Origin of the sequence: Pseudomonas sp. ML2-2023-3, assembly GCF_037055275.1 — a bacterium.
In the GTDB taxonomy this organism is placed as follows: Bacteria; Pseudomonadota; Gammaproteobacteria; order Pseudomonadales; family Pseudomonadaceae; genus Aquipseudomonas.
On record NZ_CP146343.1, the window covers coordinates 3,928,786 to 3,940,971 of the forward strand.

The following is a 12,186-nucleotide window of genomic DNA, read 5'->3' on the forward strand; positions in this document are numbered from 1 at the left end:
CAGACAATGAACGCCGAACATCAACACCACGCCACAAAAGCCCCGATCGTCACCAGCCTGCAGGTTATCCCGGTGGCCGGTCATGACAGCATGCTGCTCAACCTCAGCGGCGCCCACGGCCCTTTCTTTACTCGCAATATCGTTATCCTCAAGGACAGCAGCGGCAATGTCGGCGTTGGCGAAGTGCCTGGCGGTGAACGCATCCGCGAGACCCTGGAAGACGCACGCAATCTGGTCGTGGGCCAGCCCATCGGCAACTACCAGAGCATTCTCAACGCCATGCGTACCACCTTCGCCGCCCGTGACTCGGCGGGTCGTGGCCTGCAGACTTTTGACCTGCGCATCACCATCCACGCCGTCACGGCAATGGAGGCAGCCCTGCTCGACTTGCTCGGTCAGTTCCTGGAAGTGCCAGTGGCAGCCCTGCTCGGCGAAGGCCAGCAACGGGATGCGGTAAAGATGCTCGGCTACCTGTTTTACATTGGCGATCGCCAGCAGACCGATCTGGCCTACCGCGATGAAGCCGAGGCTGATGACTGGTTCCGTCTGCGCCATGAAAAAGCCCTGACCCCGCAAGCCATCGTCCGCCTGGCAGAAGCGGCTCAGGCCAAATATGGCTTTAACGACTTCAAGCTTAAAGGCGGCGTGCTGCGCGGTGCCGAAGAGATCGAAGCGGTCACCGCACTGGCCGAACGCTTCCCCACTGCCCGCATCACCCTGGACCCCAATGGCGCCTGGTCACTCAAGGAGGCCGTGGCCCTGTGCCGCGATCAACACCGCGTACTGGCCTATGCCGAAGACCCCTGCGGTGCCGAAAACGGTTACTCGGGACGCGAGGTGATGGCCGAGTTCCGTCGCGCTACCGGGTTGCCCACCGCCACCAACATGATTGCCACGGACTGGCGCGAGATGGGTCACGCCATTCAATCCCAGGCCGTGGATATTCCCCTGGCCGACCCGCACTTCTGGACCATGCAAGGTTCGGTACGCGTCGCGCAAATGTGCCACGAGTGGGGCCTGACCTGGGGCTCGCACTCCAACAACCACTTTGATATTTCCCTGGCCATGTTCACCCAGGTCGCAGCCGCCGCACCGGGAGAAATCACCGCCATTGATACTCACTGGATCTGGCAGGATGGTCAGCGCCTGACCCGCGAGCCGCTGAAAATTGTCGACGGTCACATCAAGGTTCCGGCCAGACCCGGCCTGGGCGTGGACATCGACATGGACGCCGTGGCCAAGGCCCACGAACTGTACAAAGGCATGGGCCTTGGCGCACGGGACGATAGCGTCGCCATGCAGTACATTGTTCCGGGCTGGAAATACGACAACAAAAAACCCTGTCTTGTGCGCTGAGCACCCCACAGCGCATTTAGCACTCTAGCGAGGATCGAAACGATGTCGACCGTAACTGGCCACAACTTTATCGGCGGCAGCCGCAGCGCTGCCGGAACCGTCACGGTACAAAGCCTGGATGCCAGCACCGGAGAGGCACTGCCTGTGCTCTTTTATCAGGCCACGCCAGAAGAAGTGGACCGTGCCGCCAACGCCGCCGCCGAGGCCTTTGTACCGTTTCGCCAACTGTCTCCTGAACGCCGCGCCGAATTCCTGGACGCCATTGCTGACGAAATAGATCAGTTGGGCGACGACTTTGTCGCCTTGGTGTGCAGGGAAACCGCCCTGCCCGCAGGACGCATTCAAGGTGAACGCGGCCGTACCAGCGGGCAAATGCGCCTGTTCGCAACCGTGCTGCGCCGTGGCGACTTTTTAGGCGCACGAATCGATCTGGCCCTGCCGGATCGCAAACCGCTGCCACGGGTGGATCTGCGTCAGTACCGGATCGGCGTCGGGCCTGTGGCCGTCTTCGGTGCCAGCAACTTTCCACTGGCCTTTTCCACTGCCGGTGGCGACACCGCGGCCGCCTTTGCAGCGGGCTGCCCGGTGGTTTTCAAGGCACACAGCGGGCACATGGCAACCGCCGACCAGGTGGGCTGCGCAATTATTCGTGCGGCTGAAAAGACCGGCATGCCCAAGGGTGTGTTCAACATGATCTTCGGCGCCGGAGTCGGCGAACAGCTGGTCAAGCACCCGGCCATTCAGGCCGTGGGCTTTACCGGGTCGCTGCACGGCGGCAACGCACTGAGCAAAATGGCCGCCGAACGCGAGCAACCCATCCCGGTATTCGCCGAGATGTCGAGCATCAACCCGGTGATCCTGCTGCCTCAGGCCCTGGCCTCACGCAGCGAGGCTGTCGCCAAAGACCTGTCGGCATCGGTCACTCAGGGCGGCGGACAGTTCTGCACCAATCCCGGCCTGGTGATCGGCCTGCGTAGCGCCCAGTTCTCTGCCTTTGTCGAGCAACTGACCCGGCACATGGCCGAACAGGCGCCGCACACCCTGCTCAACGCAGGCGGGCTGCGCAACTACGCCAAGGGCGTGGAGCATCTGCTCAGCCATCCGGGCATCACCCACCTGGCCGGCCACACCCAGTCGGGATCGCAAGCGCAACCACAATTGTTCAAGGCCGATGTCAGCCTGCTGCTGGACAAGGATCCGCTGTTGCAGGAGGAGGTGTTTGGTCCCACGACCATCCTTATCGAAGTCGACAGCGATGCGCAGTTAAAAGCGGCCCTGCTGGCCTTGCGCGGCCAATTGACCGCCACCCTGATCGGCGAACCGGATGACCTTGCGCAGTATCAGTGGCTGGTGCCGATCCTTGAGCAAAAGGTCGGGCGGATTCTGGTCAATGGCTACCCTACCGGCGTCGAAGTGTGCGACGCGATGGTTCACGGCGGCCCATACCCGGCGACTTCCGACTCACGCGGTACGTCGGTTGGCTCATTGGCGATTGACCGTTTCCTGCGTCCGGTCTGCTACCAGAACTATCCCGACGCCCAACTGCCCGAAGCGTTGCAAAACAGCAACCCGTTGGGTTTGAAGCGTCTGGTGAACGGCGAGTGGAGTTCCCTGGCGATCAAATAGGGCTCGGTATTGGCCTGGAGGCGCCAGCATATGGCGCCTTTTTTATGCCTGCAAATTGGATCCAATATCAAATTTCAGACAAAAAAAAGCCCAAGTAGCTGATGGAAACTTGGGGCTTAAAAATGCATAAACCGTGGTAGGTGAACGCAGGGCGATCTTACCCTATTGTAACAATCAGTAACAAGTGATTCTGCACAATTTATTTCAAACCAATACTGACCTAAGTCATTAAATAGCCACGTTTTTTATTTGTTTTTTGGATCCAGTCTTATTCCAAATTGCTATCACCGCGCTATTTATGGGTATTTTTTACCCATATCTCGCAGCCCTGTGCTCAACCTGGAAAATTGCTTCGCAGCGCCGTCAGCCCGCCCTGATAGATGCCTGAAAACAGCTCTTGGGCCTCGTCATCGCTTACCCCGCTCGGGGTAAACCGCCCCGACCAGGTCACCCGGGCACCTGCGCCGTGGGCTTCCACACGCAGAGTGGCCAGGTAATCCGTCACCGGGAACGGCGCCTGAGTAATGGAGTAGCTGTAGGCCTTGCTCCCGTTGTCGAAGCTTTCAAGCCGTTCGACAATCACCGTACCGTCCTCGGTACGCAGAGTACGCAAGCGCCCGCCTTCACTCAGTTCGCTTTTTACAACAAACGACAACCAGTCCGGCAGCGAGCCAAAGCCGCCGATCAATTGCCAGACCTGATCGGCTGGAGCGGGAATATCGATAGTTGCGGATGCGGTTGCCATGTGGGGATTCTCCATCAGTCAGTGATTTGTCGTCGGCACTTGGTTTGCGGGTTGAACCAAACCGAAACGACGTGTGCCAACAGCAACGGCCCCTGTGAGACCCGCTCGGGTCACTCAAATACCGGTTTAAAGAAGCTTCGCTCGTAACTCAGGATGCAGCGATTGTCTTCAGCCAGCTTGAAGGCGGCAATGCATTCGGCATCGGTTTTTGAGCGCTCGCGGTAGTCTTCATAGGCCGCAAGGCTCGGGAAGGTAAACATGGCCAGGGCAATGTTGTTGGCGCCTTCCGAGGGCAGGAAGTAGCCGTGGTGCTGACCGCCGAATTTCTCGACCAGGGGTATCCAGATTCGCCCGTACGCTTCAAATTCGGCCAGCTTGTAAGGGTCAATGACATAACGCAGATAGCACGTGATCATGTGTTCACTCCATGAGGCGAAAGGAGATCGAGACTAGTCTCCAGCCGCCCCACGGGTCAACAGACTCAAAGAGGATGCAGACGATCATCCTCGGCATAGATCGCCGTGTGCAAACCACCCTCGGCATCGCGCCAGGCGCGGTACATGCCGGGCGTATTGAAGCTCAACACGGTCTCTCCGGACGGTGACACCGCCACCACGCCGCCGTTGCCTCCCAAGGTCTTGAGCTCGCCCTGCACAACCTGCTCACAGGCATCCGCAAGGGTTGATCCCACCAGCCGGATACGCGACGCAATATTGTGCGCCACCACGGTACGCATGAAGAATTCGCCGTGGCCGGTCGCCGAGATCGCGGCACTGCGGTCATCCGCCCAGGTGCCGGAGCCGATCAGCGGCGAGTCACCCACGCGTCCGTAGCGTTTGTTGGTAATGCCGCCGGTAGAGGTGGCCGCCGCAACATGCCCCTGTCGGTCCAGTGCCACGGCCCCCACGGTGCCAAACTTTTTCTTCACGCCTCCCGGTTCCAGCAGCACCGTCTCCGGTTGTTGCTGCTGGGCAGCCCACTGACGACGACGCAAGGGGGTGTCGTACCAGTCGTTGCTGACGTGCTCCAGGTCAGGTTGCTCGGACAGGAACAGATCCGCCCCCGCGCCTGCCAGCAGCACATGTTCGCTGTGTTCCAGGACTGCCCGGGCGCCGCAAATGGGGTTGCGCACGTGGTGCACCCCAGCCACCGCACCGGCTTCGAGGTTAGCGCCGTTCATGATCGCCGCGTCCAGTTCGTGGTCTCCGGCATGGGTAAATACCGCACCTTTACCCGCGTTGAACCACGGACACTCTTCCAGTTCGACTACGCTTGCCTGCACGGCGTCCAGGCTGCTGCCGCCCTGCTCCAGCACATCAACGCCGGCCCTGAGGGCCTGCAGCAGCGCGGCGTGGATTGCCTGTTCGTCATCCTGGGTCAATACACCGGGCATCAGGACACCGGCGCCGCCATGCAGGGCCATCGCTATGGATTGAGTCATTGCGCATGCACTCCGTGATTAATTATCTGGCTCAAAAAGCGTTGGGTACGCGGTGATTCCGGGGCCGAGAAAAACCGCTCGGGGGGGGCTTCTTCGACGATTTCGCCCTGGTCCATGAATACGATCCGGTCTGCGACCTTACGGGCAAAACCCATTTCATGGGTCACGCAAATCATGGTCATGCCTTCCTGGGCGAGGCTGGTCATCACGTCCAGTACTTCGGCTATCATTTCCGGGTCCAGGGCCGAAGTCGGTTCGTCGAACAGCATAACCTTGGGTTGCATGCACAATGCCCGGGCAATGGCGATACGTTGTTGCTGGCCACCGGACAACTGCGAGGGAAACTTGTTGGCGTGGTCGCGCATCTTGACCTTGTCCAGCAAGCCCAGCGCACGCTCGATGGCTTCAGCCTCGGGTACGCCCAGATTAGACGTCTGGGGCAAGGTGCAGTTTTTCAGTACCGTGAGGTGCGGGAACAGGTTGAAGTGCTGGAAACACATGCCCACCTGCCGGCGAATACGCTCCAGGCCCTTGACGCTGCCATTGAGCTCCTCGCCCAGCACTTCGACCAGGCCCTGCTGGTGTTGCTCAAGTTGATTGATGCAGCGGATCAGGGTCGATTTGCCGGAGCCCGACGGCCCGCAGATCACCACCTTTTCTCCGGCGTGCACATTCAGCGAGATGTTTTTCAGCACGTGGGCATTGCCGAACCACTTGTTCAATTGTTCGATACGCACCATCGCGGCGGCATCTGCCTTGGGTTTCATGATCATGAGCGGCTTTGCTCCATACGAAGTTCAAGATGTCGGGCATAGCGCGACAGTGCAAAACAGATGACAAAGAAATAGATCGCCAGGAAGACGTAAATTTCATGGCCGTACTCAACCCATTCAGGTGCGACGGCGGTGCTCATGGCGATGCCGACGATGTCCAGCACGCCGACGATCATCACCAGCGTGGTTTCCTTGAACAGGCCGATAAATTGCGTGAGCAACGGCGCAATGGACTGCTTGAGCACTTGCGGCAGGATGATCTGGCCCATGGTTTTCCAGTAGCCAAAACCCAGGGCCATTGCCGCTTCGTACTGCCCCTTGGGCAGGTTCTGCAGACCGCCGCGCAGGGTCTCGGCCATATAGGCGGCGGTAAACAGGATCAGCACCAGTTGCACCCGCAACAGGATGTCGAATGCCGAATCCGGCGGCAGAAACAGCTGGATCATCAGCGACGCCATAAACAGCAGCGAGATCACCGGCACCGAGCGCACCAGCTCGATGTAGAGCACGCACAGCATACGGACAACCGGCAGCTTTGAACGTCGGCCCAAGGCCAGCAGGATCCCCAGAGGCAAGGCGAAAATCATCCCTGCCGTACCCAGAAAGACCGTCACCAGCATCCCGGCAAACTTGGTCGAAGACACCTCGGGCAAACCGGCCCCACCCTTGAGCAGCCACCACATCACGATCGGCAGCAAGGCCAGGTACGCCAGCAGCAGGCGCCGGTCCAGACGCTTGAAAAACAGCAGGACAAACGCAGCGCCCGCCAGTATCAGCGACAGGGTCACCCGCCACTGCTCGGCTTGCGGGTAGAAGCCATACACAAACAGGTTCCAGCGCTGGGTGATCGGCAGCCAGCACGCCCCGCCGGGGTTGCAGTCCTTGGCGCTGTCGCCCACGAACGTCGCGTCGAACACCAGCCAGTTGAGTGCCGCAGGAATGCACCAGCACAACAGTGCAATCACGCTGAGCGTCAGCAGGCTGTGGCCCACACTGGGGAACAGCTGACTACGGCTCCAGGCCAGCGCCCGCTGTGCCCAGGGCAATCTTGGAGGTGCCAGCGGGATAGACAGTGATTGATTCATGGCGGTCATGTTCAGTGCCCCCTCTGGCCAATGCGGTGGTTGTAGATGTTCATTCCCAGGGAGATCACCAGACTGATCGCACAGTAAGTCCCCATGACCAGCGCGATGCACTCAATGGCCTGGCCCGTCTGGTTCAGGGTGGTGCCGCCGGTAGACGACACCAGCTCCATGAAGCCGATGACCACACCCAGCGAGGAGTTCTTGACGATGTTCAGGTACGTGTTGGTGATCTGCGGGATCATCGGGTAGATCGCTTGCGGCACGATCAGTTGGCGCAGGGTTGACCCGGATTTGAAGCCGAGCGCTTTGGCCGCTTCGTACTGGCCGCGATGCACCGACTCAATGGCGCCCCTGACGATTTCTGCAATGTAGCTTGCGCTGTAGAACGACAAGGCCAGGCACAGGGCAAGCATCTCCGGAACCAGGGTAATCCCGCCCTTGAACCCGAAACCGCGCTGCACGGGCACTTCCCATTGCAAATGGGCATCGCTCAGAACGTACACCAGCAACGGCAGCAACACCGCACCGGCCAACAGCAGAGGCCAGCGCCTGGAGGCAAAACCGCGCCACGGCGTTCGGGCTTCCCTGACGCGACAAAACACATAGGCCAGCAGCGTGCCCAGCAGCATCAGGGCCAGGCCCCAACCGACCTGACTGCCTTGGGCAAGCCACGGCAGGTTCAGGCCGTTGTTGTTCAAAAACACCACGCCAAACAGCGAAGCCGAATGCTTGACCCCTGGCAACGCCAGTACCAGGCCGTACCACCAGACCAGATGCACCACCAGCGGCACGTTGCGCAGGAACTCGATGCACGTCCCGCTCAGGCGCTTGATCAGCCAGTTGTCCGACACGCGGGCCATGCCCAGTGCGCCCCCCAGCAGGGTTGCCAGCACAATGCTCAGTACCGACACCAGCAAGGTGTTGAGCAACCCCACCAGATAGGCCCGGGCATAGCTCGCGTCCGGGGTGTAATCGATCAGCGAAAAACTGATGTCGTAGCCAGCGCGCTGGGATAAAAACCCGAAGCCCGAGGCAATATTCAGATTTTTCAGGTTCAGCGCAGCGTTGCTGGAAAGCAGATAAAAGACCGCCGCAACCAGAGCCAGGACCAGCCCTTGCTGCAACACACTCGACAGGCGCAGGTTGTGCGAACGAAAAGTCGACATGACAGTAATTCCCTTAACGAATCGGCGGCGCGTACATCAAGCCATTGTCTTTCCAGCTGCGGTTCAGCCCGCGCGGGATGTTCAGTGCCGTCTGCTGGCCGAGGTTGCGGTCATAGATCTGCGCGTAGTTGCCGACTTGCTTGAGGGCGCGGTATGCCCAGTCACTGTCCAGGCCAAAGGACTTGCCGATCGTGCCTTCAGTGCCCAGCAAACGGGCGATGTCGGTCGACGCCGTTTTGTCACTGTGCAGTTGGTCGACGTTTTCAGACGTCACTCCCAGCTCTTCACCCGTCATCAGGGCATAGGCGGTCCAGGTCACGATATTGCGCCAGGTGGTGTCACCTTGGGCGACGAAGGCGCCCAGGGGTTCCTTGGAAATCACTTCCGGCAACAGCACGTAGTCCTGAGGGTTGTTCATCAGCGCCAATCGGGCAGCCAGGCCGGAGGAGTCATTGGAGATGGCGTTGCAGCGCCCGCGCTGAAACGCGGCGTACAGCTCGGGGCTTTTCTCGATGACGACCGTCTTGTACGTCAGGCCGCGCCGACCGAAATAGTCTTCGAGGTTCTGCTCCGACGTGGTGCCCGGCGACAGGCAGAAAGTTGCACCGTCCAGATCCGTCAGCTTTTTGATGCCATCCGCGGCGTGGGTCATGAAACCCTGGCCGTCGTAAAACCAGACCGTGGTAAAGTCCACCCCCAGGTTGGCCACCCGCTCGGCGGTCCAGGATGCGGCCCGCGACAGAATGTCGATTTCCCCTGAAGCCAGGGCGGTAAAGCGGTTTTTTGCGGTGGTGGTCAGGTATTCGACCTTGTCCGCATCGCCCAGTACGGCGGCGGCAACGGCACGGCACAGATCAACGTCCATGCCGGTCCAGCGACCTTTGTCGTCGATCAGGGAAAACCCCGGTTTGTCGCCGGCCACACCGCAGCGCACGCTGCCATGGGCCTTGACCTTGTCCAGCACACCTGCCTGGGCAACTTGAGCACCGGTCACCAGCAGCGCCAGCAGTGGTGCCCCAAGTAAAAGCTTCACCCTATTCAATTTGTGCATATCATTGCCCCTTCAAAATTCTTCTTGTTATGCCTGACAACCACAATCCAACGGCAGGTGGCGGTTGAGACGCACAATAAAGACAGAGGCATGGGCCGGATAGCGACTATTGATCCACTAAGCTGGACGCGCTATCGAATATTGGAATAACACTATGAACATCGACTGGTATGAAGACTTTCTCGCCCTGGCCGATACCGGCAAGTTCACGGCGGCGGCCAGCATGCGCGGCTCTTCGCAATCGGCGCTGAGCCGGCGAATTCAATTGCTGGAAGCGCACCTGGGAGCCACCCTGATCGACCGCGAACGCAACCCGGTACGCCTGACGGCCGCCGGTGAAGCCTTGCTGCCCAATGCCGTGGAATTGGTGCGCATGGCCCGCGACTGTGAACAGAGCGTAAAAGTGCTTAATCGGCCGTTGACCTTTGCCTCGTTGCACACCCTGGCGTGCAACTTCTTCCCGGACTGGATCAGCCAGTTGAACAGCGCGCGATCGCCGCTGTTCACCCGGATCGACACTGGCTATCGAAGCACCGACGATTACTACATGGCGTTGATGTCCGGGCGTTGCGATTTCATCCTGTTCTACCGTGATACCAAGACGGCGCCCTACTCGCGCCAGAGCGAATTCGAGGTCAAGTCCCTGGGCCATGACGAGCTGTACTGGGTGGCCACCCCGGCACTGGCGGCGCATTGCGCGCAGACCGATGAGCCGATCCCGCTGCTCAGTTACTCGCGCAGTGCCCAACTGCATGAATTGTCCCGTATCCAGATCAACCGCCACCCCCAGCCCCATCGCCTGCTGCAAGTGTTTGAGGCCACCGTGTCCGAAGCCCTCAAGCCGATGGTTGCCAGCGGCCAGGGCGTGGCCTGCATGCCCCACAGCATGGTTGCGCCGCTGATTGAGCGCGGGGAACTGGTGCGTTTGTATCCGGATATGGAGTCTGACCATCTGGAAGTGATTCTGGTGCGCTGGCGGGACAACCGTAACCCCCAGGCCGATGCCTTTTGGCAACGGTTGTAGACAAAGAACGTGTAAAGATCCCGGGACCGCTGCGCACCGGCGACAGGCGTACGCAGGGGCGAAAGCGCTTTGGTTACTTTGCCGCTTTTGCAATCGGCATAGGGGACGGCCATCTGGCCGCGCCCCTGCCACACCACCCGGCATGCGGGTCCGCACCGGGCGGTTCGAGAAGTTGAGGTCAGCAGAGTCGGGGTAGACCCAACCGGTCGGACCACGCCACCGTAAGCACTCCATGGATCAGACCGACACTGTTGTGCCAGAACCTGTGGCTGTTGCTGGCTATCGCCGCTGCCAAGTCAGGTCCTGCTCCAAGTTTGCGTAGCTCACGGTACGTCCTCCTTCCGGTTCTCCATTGTTTGAGCTGGATAGCCCTGAGTCGTCGGCGGATCCATTCATCGAACCGGTGCCAGAGGCGAGGCGTTTGCGATAAACCGAAGTACGCTTTCCAACCCAGCAGGTACAGTCTCAGACCTTCCACCACCTGCGACATGCTTCGTCCTCCATTACGAGAAGTCAGCTGACGGATGCGGCCTTTGAACGCCTGTAGCGCTTTGCTTGCCACCCAGCGTTTGACCTCGCCTTGAGCAGACAGCCAAAAGCCGTAGCACAGAAACTTGCGGCCAAACGCACTGGCAATCGCACTCTTGCTCTCGTTCACTTGCAGTCTAAGTCGATCATAAAGGCGACGGAGCACTGCCATTACCCGTTGACCGGCCTTCAGGCTGCGTACGTAAACGTTCGCATCGTCCGCGTACCTGACGAAGCAATGGCCTCGTCGCTCCAGCTCCTTGTCCACCTCGTCCAGCAATACATTGGCCAGTAATGGTGAGAGTGGGCCGCCTTGCGGCGTCCCTCGTTTACTGGCTACCACTATGCCGTCGATCAACGTCCCGCTGTTCAGGTAGGCCCGGACCAGACGCAGAACGCCTCGGTCGGTTACCCTTCTGCTCAGTCGAGCGATCAACAGGTCATGATCAACGCGATCAAAGAACTGCTCCAGATCAACGTCCACCACAGTGTCCCGCCCCGAATCAATATATTGCTGCGCTGCCAATACCGCTTGATGAGCGCTGCGACCGGGACGAAAACCATAGCTATGATCACTGAATACCGGGTCCAACAGAGGCTGCAAAACTTGTAATAGCGCCTGTTGAATCAATCTGTCCGTCACCGTTGGGATGCCCAGCTTGCGCTCGCCTCCGTCGGGTTTGGAAATCAGAACTCTACGCACCGGACTTGGCCGGTACGTTCCCGCCAGCAACTGCGCCCGTATCACGGGCCAGGCCGTTAACAGATGCTCGACCGTCTCATCGATCCCAAGACCGTCGACGCCCGCAGCACCTTTATTTGACCGGACTCGCTTGAGCGCTAATTGCAGGTTTTCTCTGGTCAGGGCTTCTTGCAGAAGTCCTGACCCCATGTGGTTCGGGTCATGACGCGGACCGCCGGCTTCATCGCTGGACGCTTCGCGTCGGGTTTCACCCGTCGCAGCTCCGTCCCGCCCCGGTTTCCCGGGCATCTGATGCAAGGCCTGCTGTATCGCCATGGTGAACCTCACTCCTTCTCGTTTGGCCCTTCACTGCAACGCAGCTACTACGGCCTCTGCTGACTTCTCGCTCCGGCTTGCGCCGTCGCCCTTTCAGGCATGAGGCGAGATCTCCCCAGGTAAGAACGCCATCCTTCACCGCACAACCGCCGCATTTACATCCCCGGTGCTTTGGCCACAAGAGCTTCGCAGTCACTTGCCTGCTCGCCCTGACCAGAGATGCCTCAGATGCGGTTTGTGTACCTCGGCTCGCGGTTTATGCTCCACGCTTCCTTCCCACACTTGGTCACCCTCATGCAGTTGCGCTTCGCTTCATTCGCTGTGGCCAGCTCAAGAGAGGACTTTCACCTCTAGGATGGCGCCCATGCTGGGC

The 12,186-nt window shown here is 59.8% G+C and carries 11 protein-coding genes; 3 read left to right on the plus strand and 8 right to left on the minus strand.

Going from position 1 to position 12,186, the window contains the following annotated elements:
- Window positions 1-6: 6 nt before the first annotated feature.
- Together gudD and V6P94_RS17985 are read left to right on the plus strand one after the other, a co-directional pair.
- Window positions 7-1,356: a glucarate dehydratase gene (gene gudD, locus V6P94_RS17980; protein ID WP_133077588.1), complete on the plus strand. Its 1,350-nt coding sequence runs from the start codon at window positions 7-9 to the stop codon at window positions 1,354-1,356.
- Window positions 1,357-1,398: 42 nt separating this feature from the next.
- Window positions 1,399-2,982 (plus strand): aldehyde dehydrogenase (NADP(+)), encoded by a 1,584-nt coding sequence (locus tag V6P94_RS17985; RefSeq protein ID WP_326397738.1) that lies wholly within the window; start codon window positions 1,399-1,401, stop codon window positions 2,980-2,982.
- A 334-nt stretch (window positions 2,983-3,316) separates the two neighbouring features.
- Here V6P94_RS17985 and V6P94_RS17990 read toward each other — a convergent pair whose 3' ends face one another.
- The 7 genes from V6P94_RS17990 to V6P94_RS18020 all read right to left on the minus strand — a co-directional run bounded on the left by V6P94_RS17990 (window position 3,317) and on the right by V6P94_RS18020 (window position 9,243).
- Window positions 3,317-3,727, minus strand: a complete 411-nt coding sequence (locus tag V6P94_RS17990; RefSeq protein WP_326397737.1) for an SRPBCC family protein — start codon at window positions 3,725-3,727, stop codon at window positions 3,317-3,319.
- A 110-nt stretch (window positions 3,728-3,837) separates the two neighbouring features.
- Window positions 3,838-4,143, minus strand: coding sequence for an NIPSNAP family protein (locus V6P94_RS17995; protein ID WP_048351632.1), 306 nt, complete (start codon window positions 4,141-4,143; stop codon window positions 3,838-3,840).
- A 65-nt stretch (window positions 4,144-4,208) separates the two neighbouring features.
- Window positions 4,209-5,168, minus strand: coding sequence for an isoaspartyl peptidase/L-asparaginase (locus V6P94_RS18000; RefSeq protein WP_338647992.1), 960 nt, complete (start codon window positions 5,166-5,168; stop codon window positions 4,209-4,211).
- Complete coding sequence (locus V6P94_RS18005; protein ID WP_133077584.1) at window positions 5,165-5,941, minus strand: amino acid ABC transporter ATP-binding protein; 777 nt, start codon at window positions 5,939-5,941, stop codon at window positions 5,165-5,167. The genes V6P94_RS18000 and V6P94_RS18005 overlap by 4 nt, the downstream gene beginning before the upstream one ends.
- On the minus strand, window positions 5,938-7,035 hold the full coding sequence (locus V6P94_RS18010; RefSeq protein WP_133077583.1) for an amino acid ABC transporter permease: 1,098 nt from the start codon (window positions 7,033-7,035) through the stop codon (window positions 5,938-5,940). The genes V6P94_RS18005 and V6P94_RS18010 overlap by 4 nt, the downstream gene beginning before the upstream one ends.
- A 2-nt stretch (window positions 7,036-7,037) precedes the next feature.
- On the minus strand, window positions 7,038-8,192 hold the full coding sequence (locus tag V6P94_RS18015; protein WP_326397736.1) for an ABC transporter permease subunit: 1,155 nt from the start codon (window positions 8,190-8,192) through the stop codon (window positions 7,038-7,040).
- A gap of 13 nt (window positions 8,193-8,205) precedes the next feature.
- The gene (locus tag V6P94_RS18020; protein WP_133077581.1) at window positions 8,206-9,243 is read right to left on the minus strand and encodes an amino acid ABC transporter substrate-binding protein; all 1,038 of its coding nucleotides are present in this window, start codon (window positions 9,241-9,243) and stop codon (window positions 8,206-8,208) included.
- Between the two features lie 154 nt (window positions 9,244-9,397).
- On the opposite strand from V6P94_RS18020, the gene V6P94_RS18025 reads away from it, so the two are divergent.
- On the plus strand, window positions 9,398-10,267 hold the full coding sequence (locus V6P94_RS18025) for a LysR family transcriptional regulator (protein WP_219261203.1): 870 nt from the start codon (window positions 9,398-9,400) through the stop codon (window positions 10,265-10,267).
- Window positions 10,268-10,445: 178 nt separating this feature from the next.
- Here the strand turns inward: V6P94_RS18025 and ltrA are convergent, their stop codons facing one another.
- Entirely contained in the window at window positions 10,446-11,813 is a 1,368-nt protein-coding gene (gene ltrA / locus V6P94_RS18030; RefSeq protein WP_338647986.1) for a group II intron reverse transcriptase/maturase, read from the minus strand.
- Between the last annotated feature and the right edge of the window lie 373 nt (window positions 11,814-12,186).